Annotated in this window: 18 protein-coding genes; 10 read left to right on the top strand and 8 right to left on the bottom strand. The window is 59.1% G+C overall.

Translation table 11 applies throughout. The features are described from left to right. Positions 1–19: 19 nt before the first annotated feature. From fliE to Enr13x_RS25905, 3 genes are read right to left on the bottom strand one after another with little or no spacing between them, the layout of a single operon-like run. Positions 20–343 carry a flagellar hook-basal body complex protein FliE gene (gene fliE / locus Enr13x_RS25915; RefSeq protein ID WP_145389761.1) on the bottom strand — a complete coding sequence of 108 codons (324 nt, stop codon included), beginning with the start codon at positions 341–343 and terminating at the stop codon, positions 20–22. After that, positions 343–774: a flagellar basal body rod protein FlgC gene (flgC, locus tag Enr13x_RS25910; protein WP_145389758.1), complete on the bottom strand. Its 432-nt coding sequence runs from the start codon at positions 772–774 to the stop codon at positions 343–345. Before flgC ends, fliE begins: the two co-directional genes overlap by 1 nt. A 55-nt stretch (positions 775–829) precedes the next feature. Further along, a complete protein-coding gene (locus Enr13x_RS25905; protein WP_145389756.1) occupies positions 830–1183 on the bottom strand; it encodes a flagellar basal body rod protein FlgB in 354 nt (117 codons plus the stop codon). Positions 1184–1468: 285 nt separating this feature from the next. Between Enr13x_RS25905 and Enr13x_RS25900 the strand changes: the two genes are divergently transcribed. Genes Enr13x_RS25900 through Enr13x_RS25890 form a run of 3 tightly spaced genes read left to right on the top strand, consistent with a single transcriptional unit; the run spans position 1469 to position 3640 of the window. Continuing rightward, on the top strand, positions 1469–2242 hold the full coding sequence (locus Enr13x_RS25900; protein ID WP_197455362.1) for a motility protein A: 774 nt from the start codon (positions 1469–1471) through the stop codon (positions 2240–2242). A gap of 4 nt (positions 2243–2246) precedes the next feature. Next, positions 2247–2900: a flagellar motor protein MotB gene (locus Enr13x_RS25895; RefSeq protein ID WP_145389752.1), complete on the top strand. Its 654-nt coding sequence runs from the start codon at positions 2247–2249 to the stop codon at positions 2898–2900. Next, positions 2897–3640, top strand: a complete 744-nt coding sequence (locus tag Enr13x_RS25890) for a flagellar motor protein MotB (protein ID WP_145389750.1) — start codon at positions 2897–2899, stop codon at positions 3638–3640. The genes Enr13x_RS25895 and Enr13x_RS25890 overlap by 4 nt, the downstream gene beginning before the upstream one ends. Positions 3641–3644: 4 nt before the next feature. On the opposite strand, the gene Enr13x_RS25885 is transcribed toward Enr13x_RS25890, so the two are convergent. Beyond that, positions 3645–6959: a dockerin type I domain-containing protein gene (locus Enr13x_RS25885; protein ID WP_145389748.1), complete on the bottom strand. Its 3315-nt coding sequence runs from the start codon at positions 6957–6959 to the stop codon at positions 3645–3647. A gap of 381 nt (positions 6960–7340) precedes the next feature. Between Enr13x_RS25885 and Enr13x_RS25880 the strand changes: the two genes are divergently transcribed. Next, positions 7341–9068 carry a hypothetical protein gene (locus Enr13x_RS25880; RefSeq protein ID WP_145389746.1) on the top strand — a complete coding sequence of 576 codons (1728 nt, stop codon included), beginning with the start codon at positions 7341–7343 and terminating at the stop codon, positions 9066–9068. A gap of 112 nt (positions 9069–9180) precedes the next feature. Here the strand turns inward: Enr13x_RS25880 and Enr13x_RS25875 are convergent, their stop codons facing one another. Both Enr13x_RS25875 and Enr13x_RS25870 read right to left on the bottom strand, forming a co-directional pair. Next, on the bottom strand, positions 9181–11220 hold the full coding sequence (locus tag Enr13x_RS25875) for a M13 family metallopeptidase (protein WP_145389744.1): 2040 nt from the start codon (positions 11218–11220) through the stop codon (positions 9181–9183). Between the two features lie 278 nt (positions 11221–11498). Then, positions 11499–12926: a sulfatase family protein gene (locus tag Enr13x_RS25870; protein WP_145389742.1), complete on the bottom strand. Its 1428-nt coding sequence runs from the start codon at positions 12924–12926 to the stop codon at positions 11499–11501. 371 nt (positions 12927–13297) lie between these two features. Between Enr13x_RS25870 and Enr13x_RS25865 the strand changes: the two genes are divergently transcribed. The 6 genes from Enr13x_RS25865 (at position 13298) to Enr13x_RS25840 (ending at position 22183) form a co-directional block, all read left to right on the top strand. Continuing rightward, complete coding sequence (locus Enr13x_RS25865; protein ID WP_145389681.1) at positions 13298–15124, top strand: peptidylprolyl isomerase; 1827 nt, start codon at positions 13298–13300, stop codon at positions 15122–15124. Between the two features lie 491 nt (positions 15125–15615). Then, positions 15616–16611, top strand: coding sequence for an IS110 family RNA-guided transposase (locus Enr13x_RS25860; protein ID WP_145385181.1), 996 nt, complete (start codon positions 15616–15618; stop codon positions 16609–16611). A gap of 356 nt (positions 16612–16967) precedes the next feature. After that, the gene (locus tag Enr13x_RS25855; protein ID WP_231743788.1) at positions 16968–18488 is read left to right on the top strand and encodes an aldehyde dehydrogenase family protein; all 1521 of its coding nucleotides are present in this window, start codon (positions 16968–16970) and stop codon (positions 18486–18488) included. A gap of 71 nt (positions 18489–18559) precedes the next feature. Then, a complete protein-coding gene (locus Enr13x_RS25850; RefSeq protein ID WP_145389680.1) occupies positions 18560–20149 on the top strand; it encodes a phytoene desaturase family protein in 1590 nt (529 codons plus the stop codon). A 46-nt stretch (positions 20150–20195) separates the two neighbouring features. Beyond that, positions 20196–21020, top strand: a complete 825-nt coding sequence (locus tag Enr13x_RS25845) for a lysophospholipid acyltransferase family protein (protein ID WP_145389679.1) — start codon at positions 20196–20198, stop codon at positions 21018–21020. Further along, on the top strand, positions 21017–22183 hold the full coding sequence (locus Enr13x_RS25840; protein WP_145389678.1) for a glycosyltransferase: 1167 nt from the start codon (positions 21017–21019) through the stop codon (positions 22181–22183). Before Enr13x_RS25845 ends, Enr13x_RS25840 begins: the two co-directional genes overlap by 4 nt. Positions 22184–22678: 495 nt before the next feature. On the opposite strand, the gene Enr13x_RS25835 is transcribed toward Enr13x_RS25840, so the two are convergent. After that, a complete protein-coding gene (locus Enr13x_RS25835; RefSeq protein WP_145387615.1) occupies positions 22679–23674 on the bottom strand; it encodes an IS110 family RNA-guided transposase in 996 nt (331 codons plus the stop codon). A gap of 530 nt (positions 23675–24204) precedes the next feature. Beyond that, the gene (locus Enr13x_RS25830; protein WP_145389677.1) at positions 24205–25629 is read right to left on the bottom strand and encodes a class II fumarate hydratase; all 1425 of its coding nucleotides are present in this window, start codon (positions 25627–25629) and stop codon (positions 24205–24207) included. Between the last annotated feature and the right edge of the window lie 75 nt (positions 25630–25704).

The raw sequence follows: 25704 nt of genomic DNA, 5'->3' as shown, positions 1-25704 counted from the left end.
CTTTTCCGCTCGCAGAGCACTAAAATTGCATTCGCATCAGTTCGTTGTAGGAATCGACGATTTGGTTGCGGACTTCCATGAAGATTTGAAACGACATCTCGGCCTTGACGACCTCCATGACGACTTGCTGGACGTCCTGGTTTTCACCGGAGACCAGGCCTTGGATCGCCTCTTCGGATCGGATCTGGTCTTCGTTGGCACGGGCCATCAGGTCCATGAACAGATTGCGATCCCCCGCTTCGGGCTTTTCAGCCGCGGTGGGCAAGGCGATGTTGGGCGATCCCGTCGTGGTGACGGGATTGGTGGCCAAGGGATTCGGACCGATGGGGGGCAGGGCAGACATCACTGGCCTCCTTGGAGCAGTGTGAGCGTTTGTTCGACCATCTCTTTAAAGACGCTGATCGCTTTGGAGTTCGCTTCGTAGGAGCGACTGGCCGTGATCAGGTCCACCATTTCTTCGGGAATCTTGACGTTGGAGAGTTTCACGAAGCCGTTCTCGTCGGCGTGTGGGTGCGCCGGGTTGTAGATCGTCGGGAATTCGCTGGCGTCGCCTTCGACGCCGACCACCTCGACCCCGTGCATCGCCGCACTACCCTGTTTGCCGTGGGCCTGATCCAGGCCGGCGGAAAACACCACCGCCTGGCGACGGTAGGGCTCGCCTGTGTCCGTCATCGTGGTGCCGGCATTGGCGATATTGTTGGCCGTCACCTCCATCCGAAACCGCTCGGCGGCGAGGCCGGAGGCGGCGATGTCAATCGTTGGAAATCGAACCATCAAGACGTTCCTTCGTCACTGTGTTTGTTTGTCGGGGGGACTCTCAAAATCACCCCTAGCCGGAAATGGCACGCCGCATGGTGGACACCCTGGATGCCAGCAGGTGCGAAAAGGCCTGAAACGCCAACGCGTTCTCCTTCAATTCCGCCACTTCCTTCTCCAAGTTGACATTGTTCCCGTCCACCCGCTCTTCCAATCCTTCCAAATCCTTGACCGGCAAGCCGCTGCCGGCCCCGTCGTTGGCGTCGGAGGATTGAAGCTGAGCCAACAAACGCTCAAATTCCAACCGCTTGGTTTTGTATCCAGGCGTGTTGACATTAGCGATGTTCTGGCTGACGACGCGATGGCTTTTTTCCGACGCGCTGACGGCCGAGCCCAACAGATCCATTTGGTAAAATATTCCAGACATACCGTTTGTATCGGCCTGTTAAGCTGTCCGGGTTAAGGACAACTTGCGGAGAATAGTGGCGAAACCCCGTCTCAGTGCCGCCAGTCGGTGAGGGTGTTCCCTCAATTAGGCCATCCCGTGCCGCTGAGTCGATGCCAATTCGGTCGATCTCTACCGGTGAACTAAGAATCGAATGACGGTGTTGATACTCGATTCGAACGCGCAGTCCAGCATGCCTCCGCACGGGCGCTGTCTGCGAACACTATGGGGCGGCCAATCGGTGTCGCGGGGGAGAACTCGGCTGTAATGGATATCGCAACAATCATCGGACTGATCCTCGGGTTCGGTTTGATTCTAGCCTCGATCGCGATGGGGGGAGGCGGACTGGGGCCGTTCATCGATCCCCCCAGTATGATGATCGTGTTCGGCGGTGCGACCGCGGCCTCGCTGATCAACTTCCCACTGAAGAACAACCTCGGCGCCTTCGGCGTCGTCTTGAAGTGCTTCCTGTTCAAATTGCCCAGCGCTCAAGACACCATCGCGCAATTCAAGAAGTTTGCCGAAGTCGTTCGAAAAGACGGCTTGCTAGCATTGGAGGACCAAGCCGCCGAGATCAAGGACGACTACATGCGACGGGGATTGGAATCGCTGATCAGCGGCGTCCCGGCCGAAGACGTCGCGCGGACGTTGGAAACCGAACTGGCGTATATCGAGCAACGACACGTGACGGGCAAAAAGATCGTCGACTCGGCCGGTGCGGCGGCGCCCGCGTTCGGCATGATCGGCACCCTGATCGGGCTGGTCCAGATGCTGCGTTCGTTGGACGACCCCAGCAAGATCGGCGGCGGGATGGCGACCGCGTTGTTGACCACGCTTTACGGAGCGTTGATCGCCAACGTCGTCTGTATTCCCTTGGCCGGGAAGCTGGAAACACGAAACCAAGAGGAAACGATGATTCGCGAGTTGATCATTCGCGGCATCGCGTTGCTCGGCGAGGGCGAGAGTCCACGGGTGGTCGAAGAAAAGCTGCTCGGATTCCTGTCTCCGAAATCTCGCCGATCGATCCTGGCAAAGGCTTAGTCCGATGGCGAACGACACCCCGGACGACCCGCCGGAAGACATCCCGGCGTGGTTCATGACGTACAGCGACGTGATCACGCTGTTGATGACGTTCTTTATTCTGTTGTTGACGTTTGCGACGACGGAGCCGGAGCGGTTTGAAAAGGTCACCGCCAGCGTGTTCGGCGCCGCCGGGGCGACCGGTGTGGCGGGCCACGAGCACGACAAGTTGGATCGCAACTCGTGGAGCCAGCGGATCCGTCCGCGGGCGGCCCGGATCGCGATGCAGGGCAGCGAAATGCCGCCGATTGAAAAGGAAATGACCACCAAGGCGATCGGACGCGGATTGGAAGCGGTCAGCGAACTGGCCAGCCAAAAGGACGTCATGAAGTCCTACGCCTTTGAGATGCCGCTGGACAAACTGGTCGATCGCAATCTGAAACTCACCCAACGCGGGATGCAGGTCGCCGCCAAGTTGTCTGCTCAATTGAGATCGCTCAGCATTCACTGCACCTTCGAAATCTCGGACCGTGACATGGACGATCGGGTCTGTGCCCTGGCCGATCATCTGTACCACGTCGAACGCGCCCGTCCGGGACAGATCGGAACCAGCGTCACCGACAACGTGACGTCGCGAATGGTTCGAATCGTGATCGAAAAGTACGAGGGCAACCGATGAGCAAACGGAAAAAACTGGCGCCGAGCGTTCCCAGCAAGGCCTACTTGGTTTCATTCGGCGACACGATGACGGCGCTGTTGGCGTTTTTTATCGTGCTCAATTCCCTGGCCAAAGAACAGACCGGGGCGAACATGCACTCCGGAACCGGTTCGTTCGTCAACGCGTTCTCCAGCTCGGGCCAACCCGGTCACCTGAGCGGCAGTCGTTCCAAGGAGGTGATTCAGCAAGAATCGCAAAAGCCGATTTACGCCTTGGCCGAGAACATGGAAGACAAGTCGGACAAGAATGTCGGTCCCGACGACGTCAATGAGCACCAGCGGGTCATCGATCGCGAGAAAGAACAATTTCAGAAGTTTCTCACCGAGTTGGAATCGCAACTGGATCTGGACGCGCTGCCGAAGATCGAGGACCAGGTGGTGTTCGATTCGTTCGAGCCGCCGGATTCGGCCACCGGAAAACTCAGCCTGCATGCCGTCCAGCTGATTTCCGAAGCGGTGTCGAAGCTGCGTGACCCCGGCGTGACGCTGGAAATCGTCCTCTGGGCGGACATGCCCCGGGCGTCCAGCTTAAAACGAAAGCTGGACAAATCCGTCGAACTGCGTCGTGAAGTCGAGCGAACGTTCTGGATGAAAGCCAACCAGAAGACACGGATCCGCTACCGCGTCAAACCGTGGCTGTTCGCCGACGCCAAACGGCCGTACCTGTCGGTGATCCTGGGCAAGAGTTCCGAGGCGTCCTGATCCGCTACTGCGACGTATCGAGCAAGGTGATCAGCTCGTCGATGGCTCGCGTCAGTTCGGGGTTCTGGTCATCGCTACGGATTTCGTGCAGCCAATCGGTTGCCTGGACCGCTTGCCCGTGCGTCAACGTCGCGTCGCCGGCGGTGGAGAAAATGGACCGATTGGCGGACGTACCGCTGACCGCGGGGGCATCGTTGATCGGTCCGCCGTCATTCTGGTTTTGGCTGTTGCGAGACTGGTCATTCAGCGGGGCGTCAACCAGTGGCGTGCTTTGCAAGGGAGAGCCGGACAGATCCGCGTCGGCGGGTGAACCGTCGGCGGAATCCTGCGTCGTTGAATCGCCGGCGTCTTGATCGGTCGCGGGATTGTGGTTGCTTCCTCCGACGGTTCCGCCGTTCTGGATCGTGTTCAGAATATTGATGACCAGCAAGGCATCCAGCGCGGTGACTTGGCCGTCGCCGTTGACGTCGTACCCGTAGCCGGGGTCACCGGGTCCGACCGGACCGGGACCGTAGATGTTCAGGTAATTGATGATCGCCAGTGCATCGCGCGGCGTGATGGTGCCGTTGCCGTCGACGTCGTAGGGATTGTCATCGTTATGGAAGGGCGTTTCATTCTCCAGGACTTCGATCACAAACGTGGCCGTGACGGCATCGAAGACGGCGGAGGCGTCTTGAGCGGTGATGGTCAGTTCGATTTGTTCGGCGGCGGAGCGTCGGACGAACCGATCGTCCAGCAGTTTCAGCTGTGATCCGTCGATTTCAAAACGCGGGTCGTCGACGGTCAATTCGTAGCTGTCTGCGGCCGCAACGCCATCGAGTTGGACGTCCCCGACTTCGGCGCCGGATTCGAGTTCCAACACGGTTTGGTTGGTCAAAGTGATTTCGGTGACCGCTTCGGGGACATCCGCGATCGGGACCCGCATCTCGATCGATGCCGTGCTTCCCGCATTGTCGCTGGCGGTGACCGTCAGGACGACCACGGATTCGGATTCGTAGTCGAGCGATTCGCCTTGCTTGAGCCAAATTCGGTTGCCGTCGGTGACGAATCGATCGTCATCGACCGAATAGGTGATGGTCTGACCGAAATCTTCATCAAACGCGTCCAGTTCCGCGACGAAGGCTTGGACGTCGTTCTCAAACACCGTGGTGTGGTAGCCCGTCAGCTCGATGACCGGATCGTTCTCGTCCAGGACCGGGACCACCAGTTCGTGGCTAAAGTACTGTCCGGCGTCGCGGTCGAATCCCGACACGTGCAGGTAAATCTCGGGCTCGTACTCATAGTTCAGGCCTCCGGTGACCAACACCAACGTGCCGTCTTCAATCGCGAAACGCGTGTCGTAGACTTCCAGGTCGTAGTGGTTGTTGATGTCGACGTCGTCGATGAGCAGCGCACCGACTTCGTAGCGCCCCCGGGCATGTTCGGGGACCCCGTCGCCGTGCAACCGGATGCCCCGGGGAAGATCCGGTTGGGCGACGATCGAAACGCTGAATTGAATCGGTTGGGAGGGGGCTTGTCCGTCGTGGAACCGGACGGCGAAGGAGTCGATGCCGTTGTAGTCGGCATCGGGCTGGTATTTCAATCCGCCGTCGGGGCGGAGCGTGACCGAACCGTGTGCGGGTTCTTCGACGATCAATGAAATCAGGCGGTCCCGGTCAGCGTCGGCAACCAAGGCGGCGATATCGGAGGCATCGATTTCCAATGTCGCGTCTTCGTCGACCGTCGCGCCGTAACGATCGGGGACGATCGGATGATCGTTTTGGCCATCGACTTGCACGCCGAATTCGATCTCGACCTCTTCGTCGTCGCGTTCCACCACGACTCGGTGCGCCACCGGTTGTTTCCACTTGACCGACGAGGTGCCCGAGACGCCCATCAGGAACAGCGAATCCAGCGTTGGGCCGGGGACGATGGCGATCGGATTGCCGATCGATCCGGTCTCGATCGGAAGGCTCGTCAACAACTCGCCGTCACGGATGTCGTGCAACAGCAACACGAAACCCGAATCCTGTGCCGTGACCGTCGCAATCGCTTCCTGTCCCGGAATGAAACTCGTGGGGCCGGGCATCGGGGCGAACTGGTGCAGGGGAGCGAAGCCGGCGTCGACATCCAAGATCCCCACGTCGCCCGCGGCGTAACGCACCGCCAAGAGCCCTGTCGCATCATCGAAACTGAGCAATTCCGTCGCTCCGACGATCGACGTTTCGGTTCCAGAGATCCAGTTTGCCGCATCGTTGCTCCACAGCGTCGTCTTCAGTGCCGGGGTAGACGCGTCCTCGCCTGTCTCCATCGATTCGATCGTGACGTCCTCGCGCCATGCGATCACGCTGCGGCTGCCGAGTTCCCAGGGATGGGCCGATAGATCGACCGAGTGGACCGACGCCAGCACTTGGGTGTCGGCCGGGACGCTGACCCGGGTCGGTGTGACTTGGGCGTAAACCGGCAGATCGCCGGAACTGGCCGGCGTGATCCGAATCGAATGAATGATTCCGGGGGCGCCCGGTTCGCTGCCGGCGGCAATCACCACCCCATTGCCATCGGCCCCGACGGCGGATTCGGGGGCAGCGAAGGCATGCGGATCGGCGGAGTATTGGATCAAACGCGGACGTTCGCCACCGGCCGGTACCAGCCAGATCCCTGAACGCTGCTGCCCGACTTCGGTAAAGGTGCCGCTGATGACTGATGCCGAAACCCCGCCGGTCGGGCCGTTGGAGGTGGCGGTGACCAGTCCCGTCGCGTCAAAATTCAAGGGAACTTGCGACGTTCGCGTGCCGGAGGTCTCGACGTGCAGCAGGGCGTCCTCGGTCAACACGCTGAGCTGATTGCCGGCCAGGATCGCATCGATGGGCGATTGAAAGGACGCCGGCAACGGCGTCTGCTGGGCGCCCACCGGAAAGGTTTGACGCTGCCGGTCCGAACCGTCGAACAGCCGCACCGGATACGTCCCGGCCGGCAAATCCTCAAACCGAAATTCACCCTGGTCATCACCAATCGCAAAGGTTTCGCCGGGATCCAGACTGGCATTCTCGTTGGAATCGATGTACGCCAGCCGCGAATCGAGCCGCACTTCCGAGGGGTCGGGGCGCATCGAGCCGTCGAGGTCGTGATAGACCGACCCGCTGATCACCGCCAGCAAACGACGCTGTCCCAAGCATTCGAAAATCAGCCGGCGACGACGGCGCGAGGACCGTGCGGTTTGGTGATCGCGTTCTCCGGCGGCTGATTCGTCGCCGCCGCGCCGCTGGGAAACCCCAGCATCCAGCGGACGCGGACGATTGCCCGCGTTGCTGTCGTTCGTTGATCGCCGGCGTGATCCCATTTCGTTCCGGTGAGTTCCTGGAGGGTTGAAGGTCGACACACGTGACGCGGGGTCAGCCACCCGCAAGCCCAACGCGATGCCGAGCCCTCAACGTTGACTTCGACTGATCGATCGGAGATTGGTTCCCATCGAGGGGGGTGTTTTTTTGCACATTGGGAAACTTTTTTACATTCTCCCAACTTGGTGGAGATGCAACACTCGCCGCTGAAGGCGTCTATGATACGCTGTAACCGGCAATCGCGGTCGGAAAACTGACCGCTTTTCACCCGATTCACACGCCAATCCAGACGCGTGATCGGTGCAACAGCCCCGCAGACTTCAGCCCCGCAGAGAAGGGACGGTCGGCCGTCTCCTTCGTCGCAATTTCTGACGAGATCTCCAATGGCTACTCATTTGATGAACGTCCCGCAACGGTTCGGGTACCTGTTTTGTTTGCCCCTGTTTTGCTTGCCAGCGGCGGCGGTCAAGCCACTGGTCGTGATCACCCTCGCGCTGGCCGCGATTTCCTGCTCCGCCCCCCCCACCCACGCCCAAACCGAAGGCGATGGCTATGAGGGCGAGATGGACATGGAGATGGACATGTACGAGGGCTACGAGGACGAGATGAACATGGACATGGATATGGACATGGGGTACGGCTACGGGTCGTCGGGGCCCGGCGGACGCTCCCGGTCGGGACGCGGCATGGCCACGCAAGACCTCGTTGCCTCGCGGCTTTCCGAGTACCTGACTTCGGCGTTTGAATCGACGAGCTTCGCGACCTTGGCAGATCCCGCTGCCGCGCCGCCGGTTCAATCAGGCCCCGTTTTGCTCAACGATGCCATCGTGGCCTACGCCAAAGGGCAACACGAATTGGCCATGCGGCTTTACTTCGGCCACATCGTCGCCGAATACGAATCCGCTCAAAACCAGCTTCAACTGGTCAAATACAGCTCCCTGATGAAACGCCCGACGTGGCAATTGCGCTGGGGCATCTCCTACGCCGTGCGCGGCGACGCGACGGACCCGCAACCGATCGGTGACGTTAATCCCGCCGGACGCGGCGGGTTCGACGGCGGCTTCGGCGACGGCGGGATGGAAGGCATGGAAGAAGAATACGCAATGGAGCAGGAGTTTGGCGGACCCGGTGGCGGTCGTGGTCCAGCCGGTCGTGGTCCAGCGGGCGCTCGGGGCCCCGGAATGGGCGACACCGACGGCATGGAGTACATGGAAGGCATGGACGAGATGTACGAGCAGGACATGATGATGATGGGCTCCGGCCGCGCACGAGGACGTGCCGCGGCCCCGGCCGGCCCGCCGACTCCGGCCGCCCGACTGGCGGCCCTCGACGCGACGATGCTCAGCGAAGAAGCGGAGACGAGCCTGACCAACACGCTGGGCATGGTGGCCACCATCCTGGGTGAAGAATTTGATAAACGCTACACCCAAGGCGACTTCGGTCGAGCGATGACGGATGTCACCGCCGAATCAGGAAGCGTTGAGACCGTTTCCGAAGAGTTTGTCGAACTGATCGAAACCGCCGGCGACGCCCTGCCCCTGTGGCGGCCGGGAATCGTTTTTCTCGGCGAAGGCGACTCGTCCGACAACATCCGACGCGCTCAAAAGGCGGGCTTGGACTTGGTGATCCATTTCGATGTCCTGCTCAAGCCGCTGCGTGGCGAGTACACGCAGAACATCAGCCTGTGCCGACTGTTCCATGTGCCCACGGGCAAATCGCTGGGTGCCTCGAAAAAGATTGATTCACTCGAATTCGCCCAAAAATCCCGGCTGAAGAATCTTGCCTCCCGAGATTACATCAACGAACAGTTGGCCAATTTTTTGGGAATCATCGACCGGGGGACCCTCACCACGGAACTCCCGGCGTTGACTCCTGCAATCGCCAGCAAGCGAATCGGTTCGCTGTTGGCCAGCGGCGGCGGGGCGAATTTGCGAACGCTCGCCGAAGTCCGCTTGTTCCAATCCCAGCAATTGCTCAACGAAGAGGAAGTGCTGACCGCCTTCGATATCGTCGGCGGCGAGGAAGCGTTGGGGCTGATCTACGGATCCGAAGAAGAACGCCTGCGGATCGTTCGCCAATGGGCCGCGGGACGCACCGGTGATGCAGAGTAGGTCACGCTGTGCGTGACAAGTCGGCATGCACAGCATGCCCCACCTCGCTTTTCGCACGTACGACGGCCCTTCCGGGCCGTCGTCGGTAGGGCTCGCCCGGACGACCTTTACGCTACCAGATTCGCACGCGGTCCTTGGGAGCCAGGTACAGCTCGTCGTCTTCGCCGATCCCGAACGCTTCGTACCAGGCGTCCATGTTGCGGACGATCCCGTTGACGCGGAATTCGCTGGGGCTGTGGGGGTCGACGTTCAGCCGTCGCACCAATTCGGGGTCGCGATACAGCCGCCGCCAGATTTGGGCCCAGCCGAGGAAGAAGCGTTGGTCGCCGGTCAGGCCATCGATCACGGGAGCGGGCGAGTCGCCGAGGGACAATCGATAGGCGGCGTAGGCGACACTCAGTCCGCCCAAGTCGCCGATGTTTTCACCCAGCGTCAATTCGCCGTTGACGTATTTCCCCTCGATCGCTTCGAACCCGTTGTACTGCTCGACCAGCCCGCCGGCGCGTTTCTCGAATTCCGCCCGGTCTTCTTCGGTCCACCACATCCGCAGGTTGCCGTTGCCGTCAAACTTGCTGCCCTTGTCGTCGAACCCGTGGCTGAGTTCGTGACCGATCACGGCACCGATCCCGCCGTAATTGACCGCATCGTCGGCGGCCAAGTTGAAAAAGGGCGGCTGCAAGATCGCGGCGGGGAAGACGATTTCATTCATCGTCGGGTTGTAATAGGCGTTGATCGTTTGCGGCGTCATGTGCCATTCGTTGCGATCGATCGGACCGCCCAGCTTGTTCAAATCCCGCTCGTATTCAAAACGCGCCGATGCCAGCAGGTGATCGCCCAGCACGCCGTCGCCGATGGTCAGTTTTTCGTAATCCTTCCACTCGTCGGGGTACCCGATTTTGGTTGTGAACTTGGACAGTTTTTCGAGTGCCTGTTTCTTGGTCCCTTCGCCCATCCAGTCGCGCGACTCGATGCGGCCGCGGAAGGCACGGATCAGGTTGTCGACCAGTTCGTTCATCCGTTTTTTCGCGACGGGTTTGAAATGTTTTTCGACGTACAACTGGCCGACCAATTCGCCCAGCGCCGCGCCGGTGACGTCCACGCCGCGTTTCCACAACGGTTGTTGGACGTCGATCCCGCTGATCGCCGTGTCGTGGAAATCGAAATGGCGTTTCTCCAGTGCTTCGCTCAACCCCGACGCCGACCCGTCGATCGTGTGGTAGGTGAAGTAATCTTTCCACTGCTCGACCGAAAACTCGTCGAACAGCTCCGCCAACGCTTCGATGTAAGACGGCTGGCGGACGACGACGCTGTCGAGGGAATCGATTCCGGCCGCTTGGGCGTAATCGAACCACTTCATCGTCCCCAGCATCGCGTCGATTTCCGCCTGCGTCCGCTGGTTGTAGGTGGCGATCGGATCGCGATTTTCCGTTTTGGTCCAATGAATCTCGGCGATTTTACTCTCGATGTCGACGATCGATTTTGCCGCGGCATCGGGGCTGGGGTGATCGACGAACTTCAGGATGTCGGCGATGTACGTGTGCAGCGTTTTCCGCAGCTCGACGTAACGCTCTTCATCCAGCAGGTAGTAGTCACGGTCGGGCAGCGACAGGCCTGACTGTGTCACGTAGACGGTGTAGGCATCGCTGTTTTTGGCATCGATGGACACATAAGGCACCAGCGGTGCTCCGATGCCAGCGCGGCGCAGCGAGCCGATCGTCGTTGCCAGCGAGGTTTGCGAATCGATCGCCGCGATTTCGGCCAGCAGCGGTTCAATCGGGGCCAGGCCCGCGGCGTTTCTCGCTTCCACGTCGAGCACGCTGCCGTACAGATCACCGACCTTCTGTTTCGGTGTGCCCGGCGCCGCGTTGGACTCGGCCGCCTGTTCGATCAGCGTTCGCACCTGGGCACGCGTGTTGTCGTCCAGGACGGTGAAGATTCCGTAGTTGGATTTGTCCGAGGGGATCTCGGTTTCGGTCAGCCAGCGATCGTTGGCGTAGCGATAGAAATTGTCACCCGCAGCGACCGCGTCGCTGAAGATCGACAGTTCGATGCCGGAAACTTTTTCGGCAGACGATTCCTCCGCGACAACAGGTGTGAACGAGGCACAAGCGGCCAGCGTCACGACCGACAAACTCTTGGCGAAAAAACGCATCGGGAACTCCATTTACGGGGCGAGTCGGGGTGCAAGGCAACGCTGTGAAGCATTTTTTAGCGGCAGGGCGCGAGCCCTCCGGTGTTTTGGCAGAGAGGAAGAACCGGAGGGCTCGCGCCCTGCCGCTAAAACCTCAAGCAACACCTGGAAAAAATGCTTCACAGCGTTAGGTGCAAGGGTTGCGAGGCGTGATTCTACGCAGAATCGAGGCCGGCTCGTACCCGCACCGCTGGAGGCCCCCCGGTTTTTTGACGCGCCCGTTGGTGTCCAGCCTACCGTTAGCGATGGTCGCGGCACCAATCTTTGGTGTGCACGCCGCTGCGGATTCGCCATTCACGCAACTCGTCCAGCAGGCGTCTCTGGTGAGATGCCGCCGAGGGGGCGTCCCAGAGGTTGTGCCGTTCGTCGGGGTCGGCGACCAGATCAAACAGTTGCCCATGGGGTTCGTCGAGAAAGTGGACCAGCTTGTGGGTCTTGTCGCGCACCATCGTCATGAATTCGCAACCGGTCAGCACCGCATCTTTGACCTGTTCGCAGTACACAAACGGTCGCCCATGGAAGGAGTCCGGCTGTTCCAGCGCGGCGGCCAATGAGACGGCTTCCAGGTCCGGGGGCACGTCCACACCGGCCCACTCCAGTATCGTCGGCCCCAAGTCCATTTGCTGGACCAGCCCCGCGACCCGCCGGCCTGGATCGAACCGACCGGGGGCCCAGACGATCATCGGGACGCGCGTGATCTGTTCGTACATCGTCCACTTTTGGCTTTGTCCGTGATCGGTCAAGCAGTCCCCGTGGTCGCTGGTGAAAATCACGATCGAATTTTCCGCGTACCCGCGGGCTTCGAGTGCCGCCATGATCTGGCCGATCTTTTCGTCAATCATCGTCACGTTGGCCAAGTAATACGCCCGCTGGCGCTGACGCTGTTGGGGCGTCACGTCCAAGGGCATCAGCACCGAATCATGGTCGACCTGCGAATTGTGAACCCGCAACTCCTGAAGCGCCGGAGGTTGCCCGTCCAGTTCCTCTCGGGTGACCGGCAACAGCGGCAAGTCTTGATTCAGATAACGTTCGGCGTAACGCGGCACCGGATCATAGGGTGGGTGCGGCCCCGGAAACCCGATCTGCAAAAACAGCGGATCTTTCTTGGGCGTGGACTCGATCCACCATTTGGCCATGTCCCCGACGAAGAAGTCCGGGTGGGTGTCTTCGGGCAATTCCCAGTCGAACGCGCCGAGCGACGATTGGTAATCGGGAAGCTTGCGGTATTGCTCGCGCTGTTGCTTGACCAGCCCGCGAAAGCGAAGTGCCTTGTCCCATTCGTCAAAGAAGTAGCGGCCTTCCAGGTAGCGGTCTTTGTTTTCGACGACAAATCGCTCGTGAAAGCCCAGTTCGGTCAGAAACGGCCACGTGTGCATTTTGCCGACGTTCGCACAATAATAACCTGCATCGTTGAGCCGCTCGATCCAGCTCCTTCGCCAGCGATCGGCGTTTTTGAGGATTCCGGTCGTGTGCGGATAATATCCCTTGAACAGGCTGGCTCGGGCGGCGGCACAGGACGCGGCGGAGACGTGGCACTGATCAAACGAGACGCCTTCGCGGACCAGCCGATCCAGGTGGGGCGTGTGCACGTGCGGAGATCCCAGCGCCGCGATCGTGTCATAGCGTTGCTGGTCGGTGATGATGAAGATGATGTTGGGGCGTTGCACGTCGGGGAGTCTTTGTCGGGGAGTCTTTGGCGGGGGGATTCGATGGGGACGCGAGCGGATCTGTGATGCAGCCTGAGCAACGAGCAGAATACCAGTGTCGTCTCTCTTGAAGTGGGATAGGCTTCCAGAGAGTCATTTCAGCATCGACGGGCTGGAAGCCTATCCCACTTGATTTCCGTGCGGTGCTTGATTGTCGAGCGTGACCGCGAGTCTTACCACCCGGAGGGCGGCGTGTCGGCAGGATCGGGATTCGGCTTGAGTCGAAACGGAAATTTTTCTACTTTCGCGGGTCAGTCGACCGGACCGAGTAGTTTTCCGGGTCGATTCCCGCAACGCATGACCCGTGCGAACGATTCAAAGGAGTGATCGCCATGGTTTCTACGAATAGGCAACGCAACATCCGTTTTGCCGTTGGCTCAACCTTTCCCGTCCGAGGATCCTTCACCGCCCTCGTTTTCTCTGCCGTCCTGGTTTGCTCGGCGGCAGTGCCCGTTTGGCCAGCGGCCGCCCAGGAAAGCAACTCGGTGGTCGCGGTGGTCAACGCCGATCCGATCACCCGCCAAATGCTTTCCACGGCAACCTTGGAACGTTACGGCGAAACGGTGTTGGACAACGTGATCGTCAACCGCCAGCTGATTCTGCAGGCCTGCAAAGACCGCGGTCTGGAAGTGACTCAGGCCGAGGTCGGGCAGGAAATCCAGCGTTTGGCGACCAAATTCGGCTTTAGCGTGCCGGACTATTTGGGGCTGCTGCAAGAAGAACGCGACATCGATCCGGGCCAATACGGCCGCGAGATCGTGTGGCCGATGTTGGCGCTGCGAAAACTGGTGGCCGACCAGGTGGAGCCGACCGACGAAGAATTCAACCGCGCGTACTTGGCCCAGTATGGCGAGGCGGTCAAGTGCCGCATGATCATGGTCGCCGACGAACAAAAAGCACGCCAGTTGCATCAGCAAGCGACCACCACGCCGGCCGCCTTCGGGGCACTGGCCAAAGCGCACAGCGAAGACGAGGTCAGTGCCAGCGTCGGCGGTCTGATTCCTCCGATTCGACGTTACACCGGCGACTCACGCCTGGAAGACGCCGCGTTTGCCTTGGCCAACGACCAAATCTCCCCCGTCATGCAACTGGCCGATCAATGGATTTTTCTGCAAGCCGTCCGACGCATCCCGGCCACCACGCCGCCGATGACCGCGATGCCGACGATTCGCGAACAGATCAGCGACCGTATTCGTGACCAGAAAATGAAGGGCGCCGCCAGCGAGCTGTTCGCCAAATTGCAACGCGATGCCAACCTGGTGAAAGTCATCGGCAACGCGGAGTTGATGCAACAGTACCCCGGAGTCGCGGCGATCGTGAATCAGCAACGCATCACCCTCGCCCAATTGGCCGCCGAGTGCGTGAAACGACACGGCAAAGACGTCTTGGATGGTGAAATCAACCGAAAACTGCTGACCCAAGCCCTCTCCAAAGCCAAAAAGACGGTCGCCGAAGCGGACTTGCAAGCCGAGATCGCCCGCGCGGCGAAAAGCTACGGCTACATCCGCAGCGATGGATCGGCCGATTTGGCGGCGTGGACCGAATCGGTCACCAGCGACGGCGATACGACCTACGACATCTACGTCAAGGACGTCGTTTGGCCCAGTGTTGCACTGAAAAAGCTGGTCGAAGATCGCGTCGCCGTCACCGAAGAAGACATGCAGCAGGGGTTCGAATCGAATTTCGGTCCCCGCGTGGAAATCCTGGCCTGTGTCTTGAGCGACCAACGGACCGCACAAAAGGTCTGGAAGATGGCCCGCGATAACCCGTCCGAAGAATTCTTCGGACGCCTGGCCGAGCAGTACAGCATCGAACCGGTTTCGGCCAGCAATAGCGGCAAGGTCCCGCCGATCCGCAAGTACAGCGGCCAGCCGACGATCGAACGTCAAGCGTTCGCTCTCAAGCAAGGTGAACTCAGCGGGATCATCGCGACCGGTGACAAGTACATCGTCATGAAGTGCCAGGGGCGGACCAAACCGATCGTCGCTGACATCGAAGCGGTTCGCGGTGAACTGGTCCGTGACTTGACGGAAAAGAAGTTTGCCGCCGAGATGGCCAAGGAGTTCGATCGACTCAAGGATACCGCCCAAGTCGACAACTTCTTCGTCGCCGCCAAAGAGATCGCCACCGCCGCACAAAGCGGCAAAGCGACTCGGTAACGAAAGATTCGACTTGTTCCCAGGCTCCGCCTGGGAACACACGGTCTAGGAGGCTCCGCCTCCGGAACGCGCCGGCGGGAGGCGTCGATTCTTTTACTGTAGGATTTGGCAACCGATTTAGATTCTCTCCCTCTGGGAGAGACGGCGTTTGCGCAGCAAGCAAACGCCAGAGAGGGCCGGCGCTGCGAAAGGCTTAGCGACTTCCGCGACGATCGATGTGGGCTGCAAAACCGATCACCAGCCCCCTAGTATCTCGCCTGACTGGCAATTCCAGGCGATTTGATCATCGTTTGGGCTGTCGATGTTGGGTGGCTGCCTGCAGCGGTTTCCCAACACTGCTGTGTAGATCGTAATTTCCCCTAGGTGGTATTCAACGCCGTGGATGAGCTTGAGTCGCACAGCAGTTCGTTTTGAACCCGAACCGTCGCTTGATCGACCCAATCGCGTTATCGCATGTGGTCAGATCGTATTCACTAGGATGGGACTTAACTATGAAACAGAAGTACAACCGTGTCATTGGTATTGACGTCGCGTCAGACAAAATTGATGTCAATGACTCCGCAGGAAAGATTGCCAAACAATTGCCCAACACGATTTCAGCGATCAGCAAAAAGCTGTTCAAGAGAATCCAAGACACTGAAAATACATTGGTTGTCTGTGAAGCAACTGGCGGCTACGAATATCTGATTGTGGAGGCTGCTCACGACGCTGGTGTACCGATTTGCGTGGCCAACCCGAGGCAGGTCCGTGACTTTGCCAAAGGGCATGGCTATTTGGAGAAGACCGATGTGATCGATGCATTCATGATCCGCCGTTTTGGCGAAGATGTGGAAATCCATCTGACACCTCCTCGCACGGCGCAAGAGAAAGAATTTCTTTCAACAGTGCGGCGTCGAACCCAAGTGAAAGATTTGCTCTCCCAGGAGCAAAACCGACTCAGTCAAACCCGTGACAAGTTTGCCGCTCAACAAATCAAGGAAACGATTTCGCACCTGAAAAAGCAGCTAAAAAGCCTCGACAAACGCATCGAAAAGATGCTCAAGGACCTCAGTAAAGTCGATCCCAAAGTAGAAATCTTGTTCAGCGTCAGTGGAGTTGGTCCAGTCACCGCTGCGACACTCCTGGCCGAGCTGCCAGAACTGGGACAACTCAACCGAGGTCAAATTGCCAAACTTGTCGGTGTTGCTCCGTTGGCCAACCAAACAGGCAAGAGCGACAAGAAACGAAAGGTCCGAGGTGGACGTTCACAAGTCCGAAGCGTGCTCTACATGGCGACACTGGTTGCAACGAAACACAACCCAGTCATCAAACGTTTCTACGATCGGCTTATCGCCAAAGGTAAAATCAAAAAGTTAGCTTTGGTAGCGAGCATGCGCAAACTCCTGACGATTCTCAACAACATGATTCACTGTGGCGAATCATGGAAGAACCCTCAGGTCAATGCGAAGAAGGAGCAAAAGGCGACTACGGCACCGTCGCTAAACTAGGACCGTAGTCGCCATACGTGCTCGATGCGTCATTGACACACCGGCGACTGAGTTATCCCTGGCACGGTTGCATCTCTGCAGAGCCCTGTTGCGTTTCACCCAGCGGCTCAAGTTTACTGCTGCGCAACAATCGCGTCACCCAAATTTCCAAAAATCATTGAACACCGGCGCAATGCCTAAGAAAATCTCGGGGGTTCGGGGGCTGGCCCCTGACCACACTGGATCTCGGAATCGAAAAATCCAAGATTTTCGATCTGACCTCTTGCCACAATTTAAGACCGTCGCTCATCCCCAGCCCTTCTCCCCCACAAATCGACAAGCAAGCTTGTTACGATTTGTGGGGGAGCAAGGGAGCCATGAATCTTGCAGTAATAGAATTGACGTCCCGCGCCGGCGGAGCCGGCGTGGGTGGCAAGCAGGATGCTTACCCCACTTGGCGACACCCTTCGAACACCAGGGCGTGTTCGGCTACAGTGGGCGTCATGTGGGAACAACTCTCTGCCAGAAAACGATGCCAAATCGTCGGCTCGGTCGCCGCGGCCCTCTGTGATCGGTCGGACGAACTGATCCAGGCTTGTGCGTCGCCGCAACGAACCGATCCGGTCGAAACGATCACCAGCGAGCTGTTGCCGCTCTGCGCGGCGCTGCGGTTCTTGGCAAAGCGTGGCCCCAAAATCCTTGCGTCACGGCGTGTCGGGATGTGGCGACGGCCGGCCTGGCTGATCGGCGTGCATTCGGTCGTGCAGCGCGTCCCGCTGGGCAAAGTGCTGGTACTCGGCACCTGGAACTACCCGCTCCTGTTGCCGGGAGTTCAGCTGGCCCAGGCACTCGCCGCCGGCAATCAGGTCCAGCTGAAACCGGCCGCCGGTACCGAACAGGCCTCCCAAATCCTGGTCGAGTGTTTTCATGCCTGCGGCGTCCCGGCCGACCAATTGGGGTTGCTCGATTCAGACACCTCCGCCGCGGTCGGCGCGATTGCCGATGGGATGGATCTGATTGTCTTGACGGGGGCGGCCGAGACGGGGCGAAAGGTGTTGCACGGCGCCGCGGACACGTTATCCGCCTCCATCATGGAACTCAGCGGCTGCGATGCCGTGATCGCGTTGCCGGACGTAGACGAGCGGCGATTGATGGACGCATTGCGGTTTGGGGTGAGTTTCAACGGCAGTGCGACCTGCATCGCGCCGAGGCGATTGATCGTTCAACGAGACCAGCATGATGCGATTGTTGACAGGCTGCGGGAAACACTCGCTGATCTGTCAGCGATAGCCGTCCATCCGGCGGCCCGTCACTCGGTCGCCGACCAGATTGAGCTGGCGCTGGAGGCCGGTGCCGTCGACTCGACGGGGCGATACTGCGAAACCAGGCTGCGAGATGAGGGAACGATGTATCCGTTGTTGTTGGACCAAGTCACCGAAGACCACGAAATCGCATCGGCGGACATTTTCGCGCCGGTGCTGTCGGTGATCTCGGCCGACGGCATCGATGATGCGATTCGGCTGGTCAATGATTGTCCGTACCGGTTGGCCGCCGGCGTGTTTGGGCCGAACTCGGCGGCGGCCGACGTGGCGACCCGATTGAATGTCGGTACCGTCACGGTCAATGACTTGATCGCACCGACGGCGGACCCGCGATTGCCGTTCGGCGGGCGGGGGCAAAGTGGATTTGGGGTGACGCGTGGACCGGAAGGCTTGCTGGCGATGACCGCGGCCAAGGTGATCAGCCGGCGACGCGGGTCGATCGCGCCGCATTTGCGGCCCCGATCCGAATCCGACCAACGCATCCTACACGGTGTTTTGCAGCTCATGCACGGTGGCGGAATCCGAAAACGACTCGCCGGGTTGCGGCGGATGGTCGGGGGCGTCAAAAAGAAGTAAGCGACCAGCGTGTGCGGCCAAGGCTTCCTCCCCGGCTATAGTCCAGGGTACCCATCCCATCGAGATCAAAGATGATTGCAGCCGATTCCAACAGTTTGAACGTCATCGTCGTCGGTAGCGGCTTGGCGGGTTTGTCGAGTGCTTGCGTGTTGGCCGCTCGGGGACATCGCGTGACCTTGTTGGACAAGAACGATTGGGTGGGGGGGAAAGCCGCTCAGCACTGCGCCGACGGCTTTCGATTCGACATGGGGCCGACGATCTTGACCGTGCCCAGTGTGCTGAAACGCGTCTTCGCCGAAGCCGATCGCAAGCTGGAAGATTACTTGGAGATCTTGCCGCTGGACCCGCAATGGCGCTGCTTCTTTGAAAGCGATGGCAAGGGCGGCAAGGTCCAAGAAAACACGGTCCTGGATTTGGTTTCCAGCACCCCCGAAATGAAAGCCCGGCTGAAATCGTTCACCGGCGGCGATGCGAACTCGGAGGGCTATGAAAAATTCATCCAGTTGAGCGAACACTTGCACGGCGTGTCGGATCGATTTTTCTTCTGGCGATCGATCGGCGGTCTGGGCGACACGATGGACGTCGGCGGAGCGTTTTCGTTGAAAGTGCTCAAGGATGTGTTGTCGTTAAGGATGGGGAAAAGCGTCGCCTCGGTGGTGCGGTCGCACGTTCCCGACTCCCGGGTCGCCCAGATGATGGACCACTTCACCCAGTACGTCGGTTCGTCGCCCTACGCGTCACCGGCCGTGCTGTGCAGCATCGCCCACATGCAGACCGAAGAAGGGATTTGGTATCCGGTCGGAGGAACCCGCGCCGTTCCCGAAGCGCTCTGCAAACTGGCCCTTGAGTTGGGAGTCGAGGTCCGCACCGGCGTCGACGTGATGAGGATTCAAACCAGCGGCAATCGGGTGACCGGGGTGATCACGGCGTCGGGTGAGACGCTGCCGTGCGATGCGGTGGTCAGCAACTGCGATGCCGTCCGCACCTACCGCGAACTGCTGCAAGACACGCCGCAATCGGCCAAGTTTGAAAAGAGCAACGGGTATTCCCCGGCTTGCAGCGGCGTCGTGCTGTACTTGGGGCTGAACCGACGATACGAGCAACTGCTGCACCACAACTTTGTGTTTTCCAAAGACCCCGAGACGGAGTTTGAATACATCTATGATCGCGGCGAACCGGCTCCCGACCCGACCGCATATGTTTGTGCCCCGGCAATCAGCGAGCCCGAGGTGGCGCCGCCGGGTTGCGAGTCGTTGTACATCCTGGTCCACACGCCGTATCTGCGCGAGCATCATGATTGGAAAAAAATGCTGCCAGAGTATCGCGAGGTGATACTCGACAAGATGGAATCTTGCGCAGGGACCAAGGGGATTCGCGATGCGATCGTGCACGAGTCGGCGCTGACGCCGGAAGGAATCCACAACCGCTATCGCGTGCTCAACGGTGCGATCTATGGGCTGGCCAGCCACGGCAAGTTTTTGGGCGCGTTCAAACCGGGCAATCGACGCAAAGATCTCAGCGGACTGTACTTGGCCGGCGGCGCCGCACACCCCGGTCCGGGCATGCCGATGGTGATGATGAGCGGCTGGATTGCGGCGGATTCGCTGGACCAGGATGTCCGCGGTGGCAAACTGACACCGCTTCGAACAAGTACAACTTGAATCTGTTCTCCTGACCACACCGACACCATTGCCCCCAACGGACTCCATGACGAAGGCTCGTGTGCGAGAACCGCAGGGCGACGAATTGCTGGTCAAGAAATCGGCCGCCTGGTTTCTGGGCGGCTTCCACGCTTTCTTGCGACCTTATCTCCGTCGTCACTTTCATTCCATCGCCATCGATCGCTCGACGCACCCCGCGGTCGACTTTGCCAGCGACGCGCCGTTGATCGTCTACGCCAATCATCCTTCGTGGTGGGATCCGCTGATCGCGCATTTCCTGCACCGGACGCTGTTTCCCCAGCGTCACTTCTTTGCCCCGATCGATGCCGATGCCCTGGAACAATACCGCGTCTTTGAAAAACTCGGCTTCTACGGCGTCAAACTCTCCAGCACATCGGGGGCCGCGTCGTTTCTTAAGAAGAGCGTCTCCATCTTGAATCAACCGGACTCGGCCATCTGGATCACTCCCGAAGGTCGGTTCGCCGACGTGCGTGACCACGGCGCCGAACTGATGCCCGGCCTTTCGCACCTGTGTAAACGGTCGGACCATGCCGTTGCGCTGCCGTTGGCATTGGAGTATGTGTTTTGGGAGGAGCGGTTGCCGGTTTGCCTGGTTTCGCTGGGCGTGCCCTTGCGAACGGGCGATCATCCGGAGTGGTCCAAGCCGGACTGGGCCAAACACTTGGCCGGCGGGCTTCGCGACGCCCAGACACGGCTGGCCGAATTGACGATCTCGCGATCGTGTGAACCGTTCGACAACCTGCTCAGCGGCACCAGTGGAAGTGGCTGGGTTTACGATTCCTGTCGGCGTGTCAAAGCGATGCTGACGGGCAAGAGTTTCAAGGCCGGTCACGGAGACCAATTTCAATGATCCTGTTTCTGGCGATCGTCGCGTTGGTGTTGACGAGCTTTCCAGCCGCGATGTTCGTGGCCAACCTGCGGCTGTTTCAATGTCTCCGCACTGATGACGATCCTTCCTCCAACACGGATCCCAATTCGGCATCGCCAGTGTCGGTACTCGTCCCCGCGCGTGACGAGGCGTCCGGAATCGGCGATTGCATCCGAGCGGCCTTGTCGAGTGACAACGTTTTGATCGAAGTCATCGTGCTCGATGATGAATCGTCGGATTCCACCGCCGAAATCGTGACCGGGATTGCCCAGTCCGACCAACGCGTGCGACTGATTCGCGGCCGGCCGTTGCCGACCGGGTGGAACGGAAAGCAACACGCCTGTCGGCAGTTGGCTGATGCGGCCACCAGCGACCGATTTGTCTTCATCGACGCCGATGTTCGTTTACAGCCCGACGCGTTATCGCGATTGATGCGGTACCAAGATCAAACCGGCGTCGGACTGCTGAGCGCGTTTCCCCACCAAGTCACCGGGACGTGGTCGGAGAAATGGTTGATCCCGATGATGCATTTTATTTTATTGTGCTACCTGCCGTTTTCGCGAATGCGCTCCCATGCCGACGCCAGTCTCGCCGCCGGTTGCGGGCAACTGTTTCTTTCCACACGCGATGCCTACAACACGGCCGGCACGCACGAAGCGATCAAGCAATCGCGGCACGATGGAGTGAAATTGCCGCGAGCGTATCGATCGGCGGGCATCATGACGGACGTGGTCGACGGGACCGAGCTGGCGGATTGCCGGATGTACCGTGGAGCGGCGGAGGTGGTTCGCGGGGTGCTCAAGAACGCGATCGAAGGGATCGCCAATCCGCGCCTGATCGTCGTGTTCAGCGTCTTGCTGCTCGGCTGCAGCGTGCTGCCGTTGGTTGCCCTGGTGGTTTCGATGGTGGATCAGAATCCGGTCGCGATTGCGGTTGCAACGGTGGCGCTGGTGTTGGCCCACGTGCCGCGACTGGTCGCGGCAGCGCGGCTGCGACAATCGTGGTTCGGAGCGTTGTGCCACGTGCCGGCGACGATGTTTTTTGTGGTGCTGCAGTGGATTGCATTCGCCAATCACATCGCCGGACACCAGATCGCCTGGCGAGGACGAACCGAATCGACGATCCAAGGACCGTCGGGAGGATGAATCGCGGTCCTAGAAAGTGGCGTATGCTTCCAGCTTGCGATTCCGGCATCGACAGGCTGGAGGCCTGTCCCACTAATTTGCGCTCGTTCCAAGGCTCGGGACGTCGATTGTATTACCGACGGGGAATTAATAACAAACGGGCACCCTTCTCCCCCACAAATCGTTAACAAGCTTGCTTGTCGATTTGTGGGGGAGAAGGGCTGGGGATGAGCGACGGTCTTAAATTGTGGCAAGAGGTCAGATCGAAAATCTTGGATTTTTCGATTCCGAGATCCAGTGTGGTCAGGGGCCAGCCCCCGAACCCCCGAGATTTTCTTAGGCATTGCGCCGGTGTTCAATGATTTTTGGAAATTTGGGTGACGCGATTGTTGCGCAGCAGTAAACTTGAGCCGCTGGGTGAAACGCAACAGGGCTCTGCAGAGATGCAACCGTGCCAGGGATAACTCAGTCGCCGGTGTGTCAATGACGCATCGAGCACGTATGGCGACTACGGTCCTAGTTTAGCGACGGTGCCGTAGTCGCCTTTTGCTCCTTCTTCGCATTGACCTGAGGGTTCTTCCATGATTCGCCGCAGTGAATCATGTTGTTGAGAATCGTCAGGAATTTGCGCATGCTCGCTACCAAAGCTAACTTTTTGATTTTACCTTTGGCGATAAGCCGATCGTAGAAACGTTTGATGACTGGGTTGTGTTTCGTTGCAACCAGTGTCGCCATGTAGAGCACGCTTCGGACTTGTGAACGTCCACCTCGGACCTTTCGTTTCTTGTCGCTCTTGCCTGTTTGGTTGGCCAACGGAGCAACACCGACAAGTTTGGCAATTTGACCTCGGTTGAGTTGTCCCAGTTCTGGCAGCTCGGCCAGGAGTGTCGCAGCGGTGACTGGACCAACTCCACTGACGCTGAACAAGATTTCTACTTTGGGATCGACTTTACTGAGGTCCTTGAGCATCTTTTCGATGCGTTTGTCGAGGCTTTTTAGCTGCTTTTTCAGGTGCGAAATCGTTTCCTTGATTTGTTGAGCGGCAAACTTGTCACGGGTTTGACTGAGTCGGTTTTGCTCCTGGGAGAGCAAATCTTTCACTTGGGTTCGACGCCGCACTGTTGAAAGAAATTCTTTCTCTTGCGCCGTGCGAGGAGGTGTCAGATGGATTTCCACATCTTCGCCAAAACGGCGGATCATGAATGCATCGATCACATCGGTCTTCTCCAAATAGCCATGCCCTTTGGCAAAGTCACGGACCTGCCTCGGGTTGGCCACGCAAATCGGTACACCAGCGTCGTGAGCAGCCTCCACAATCAGATATTCGTAGCCGCCAGTTGCTTCACAGACAACCAATGTATTTTCAGTGTCTTGGATTCTCTTGAACAGCTTTTTGCTGATCGCTGAAATCGTGTTGGGCAATTGTTTGGCAATCTTTCCTGCGGAGTCATTGACATCAATTTTGTCTGACGCGACGTCAATACCAATGACACGGTTGTACTTCTGTTTCATAGTTAAGTCCCATCCTAGTGAATACGATCTGACCACATGCGATAACGCGATTGGGTCGATCAAGCGACGGTTCGGGTTCAAAACGAACTGCTGTGCGACTCAAGCTCATCCACGGCGTTGAATACCACCTAGGGGAAATTACGATCTACACAGCAGTGTTGGGAAACCGCTGCAGGCAGCCACCCAACATCGACAGCCCAAACGATGATCAAATCGCCTGGAATTGCCAGTCAGGCGAGATACTAGGGGGCTGGTGAATCGACGTTGGAACCCACATCGCTCGTCGTCGAGCACACGACCGGGAGGCTGTCCTCGATGCCATTGCGGCACAGGTGTGTTGCCCCTCACCCCCAACCCCTCTCCCCAAAAAACTCTCGACGCTTCGCGACTTCGGCGTTTTTTGGGGAGAGGGGAGCCAGTGTATTTCTTAGGTATCCGTCAGTCATACAATCGACGTCCCAGAGGATCACAGACAGTAGCCCCGGATCGCGATAGCGTATCCGGGGGGCACAACGCAAGCGGCGAAACGCTCAGCCCTGCGGCTCGGTCATCTTCCACGGGTCGAGCGCATCGGCCAGTACGTCTTCGGCCAAGATCCCTTTTTCCAGGCACAGCTCGCGGATCGTCTGGCCGCTCGCGAACGCTTCCTTGGCCAGTTTCGCGGCCTGTTCGTAGCCGATCAACGGATTCAAGCTGGTGCACATCGACAGACTTTGTTCGACCGCGGCGTTGCAGGATTCCTCGTTGGCCTGCATCTCCTCGACACAGAATTCGACGAACGCATTGGCACCGCTGCTGAGCAGGGCGATCGATTCGAGCACGGTATGGGCCATCACCGGCATCATGATGTTGAGCTGGAAATTGCCGCCGGCGGCGCCGCTGATCGTCATCGTCGCGTCGTTGCCGATCACGCGGGCGGTCAATTGCATCATCGACTCGCACATCACCGGATTGACTTTTCCGGGCATGATCGAGCTGCCGGGCTGCCGCGTGGGGAGTTGCACCTCATAAAATCCACAGCGCGGACCGCTGCCCAGCCAGCGAATGTTGTTGGCCAGGTTGAACAGCGTTTGTGCGATGCACTTCAATTCGCCGTGCGATTGAACCAAGGCGTCGCGTTGGGCATTGGCTTCGAAATGGTTGACTGCGTCGATGAACGCGATGCCCGTTCTCTGTTGCAGTGCGGCGGCGACGCGGGCGCCGAATTCGGGGTGGGTGTTGATTCCGCTGCCGACCGCGGTTCCGCCGACGGGCAATTCCAACACGGCATCCCGCGCCACTTTGGCCCGCGTGATCGACAATTCCACTTGCCGGGCGAATCCGCCGAACTCTTGACCGAGTCGCAGCGGGGTGGCGTCCATCAGGTGGGTGCGTCCGATCTTCATCACCTTGTCCCAGGCTTTGGCCTTGGTGACCAAGGACGCGTGTAGCGATTCCAGCGCCGGGATCAATGCGGTCTGGATTTGGACGGCGGTGGCGACATGGATCGCGGTGGGGAAGGTGTCGTTGGTGCTCTGCCCCATGTTGACGTGGTCGTTGGGGTGGATCGTTTTATCCAACGCCATCCGATCACCGCCGACGATTTCGATCGCACGATTGCTGATCACTTCGTTGACGTTCATGTTGCTGCTGGTACCGCTTCCGGTTTGGAACACGTCGATCGGGAATTCGGCGGCCAGTTTGCCTTCGATCACTTCTTCGGCGGCGGCCAGCATGGCGTCGACTTGTGAATCCGTCAGCGGGTTTTTGCCGCTGCCGGTCAACTTGCCGAGGTCTCGGTTGGCGACACCGCAGGCGTGTTTGACCATGCCCATCGCGCTGATCATGGTTTGTGGCAGTCGCCACCCGCTGATCGGGAAGTTTTCGACGGCGCGTTGGGTCTGGGCGCCGTAATAGGCGTCGGCCGGCACCTGAACGTCACCCATGGAGTCGTGTTCGGTTCGATAATCCGTCATGGCAGCTGCGGTTCGGTTGGGGGGGGAGAATTGAACGAACCGAAGTTTACCGTCAGCGCAATGACTTGAGAATTG

This window comes from Stieleria neptunia (genome assembly GCF_007754155.1).
Lineage (GTDB): Bacteria > Planctomycetota > Planctomycetia > Pirellulales > Pirellulaceae > Stieleria > Stieleria neptunia.
This window is presented reverse-complemented; position numbering and strand designations above follow the sequence as displayed.

What these genes read in the sequence shown, in the direction of transcription:
- fliE (WP_145389761.1), bottom strand. Translation starts at nt 343, where the DNA reads ATGTCTGCCCTGCCCCCCATCGGTCCGAATCCCTTGGCCACCAATCCC.
- flgC (WP_145389758.1), bottom strand. Translation starts at nt 774, where the DNA reads ATGGTTCGATTTCCAACGATTGACATCGCCGCCTCCGGCCTCGCCGCC.
- Enr13x_RS25905 (WP_145389756.1), bottom strand. Translation starts at nt 1,183, where the DNA reads ATGTCTGGAATATTTTACCAAATGGATCTGTTGGGCTCGGCCGTCAGC.
- Enr13x_RS25900 (WP_197455362.1), top strand. Translation starts at nt 1,469, where the DNA reads ATGGATATCGCAACAATCATCGGACTGATCCTCGGGTTCGGTTTGATT.
- Enr13x_RS25895 (WP_145389752.1), top strand. Translation starts at nt 2,247, where the DNA reads ATGGCGAACGACACCCCGGACGACCCGCCGGAAGACATCCCGGCGTGG.
- Enr13x_RS25890 (WP_145389750.1), top strand. Translation starts at nt 2,897, where the DNA reads ATGAGCAAACGGAAAAAACTGGCGCCGAGCGTTCCCAGCAAGGCCTAC.
- Enr13x_RS25885 (WP_145389748.1), bottom strand. Translation starts at nt 6,959, where the DNA reads ATGGGATCACGCCGGCGATCAACGAACGACAGCAACGCGGGCAATCGT.
- Enr13x_RS25880 (WP_145389746.1), top strand. Translation starts at nt 7,341, where the DNA reads ATGGCTACTCATTTGATGAACGTCCCGCAACGGTTCGGGTACCTGTTT.
- Enr13x_RS25875 (WP_145389744.1), bottom strand. Translation starts at nt 11,220, where the DNA reads ATGCGTTTTTTCGCCAAGAGTTTGTCGGTCGTGACGCTGGCCGCTTGT.
- Enr13x_RS25865 (WP_145389681.1), top strand. Translation starts at nt 13,298, where the DNA reads ATGGTTTCTACGAATAGGCAACGCAACATCCGTTTTGCCGTTGGCTCA.
- Enr13x_RS25860 (WP_145385181.1), top strand. Translation starts at nt 15,616, where the DNA reads ATGAAACAGAAGTACAACCGTGTCATTGGTATTGACGTCGCGTCAGAC.
- Enr13x_RS25855 (WP_231743788.1), top strand. Translation starts at nt 16,968, where the DNA reads ATGAATCTTGCAGTAATAGAATTGACGTCCCGCGCCGGCGGAGCCGGC.
- Enr13x_RS25850 (WP_145389680.1), top strand. Translation starts at nt 18,560, where the DNA reads ATGATTGCAGCCGATTCCAACAGTTTGAACGTCATCGTCGTCGGTAGC.
- Enr13x_RS25845 (WP_145389679.1), top strand. Translation starts at nt 20,196, where the DNA reads ATGACGAAGGCTCGTGTGCGAGAACCGCAGGGCGACGAATTGCTGGTC.
- Enr13x_RS25840 (WP_145389678.1), top strand. Translation starts at nt 21,017, where the DNA reads ATGATCCTGTTTCTGGCGATCGTCGCGTTGGTGTTGACGAGCTTTCCA.
- Enr13x_RS25835 (WP_145387615.1), bottom strand. Translation starts at nt 23,674, where the DNA reads ATGAAACAGAAGTACAACCGTGTCATTGGTATTGACGTCGCGTCAGAC.
- Enr13x_RS25830 (WP_145389677.1), bottom strand. Translation starts at nt 25,629, where the DNA reads ATGACGGATTATCGAACCGAACACGACTCCATGGGTGACGTTCAGGTG.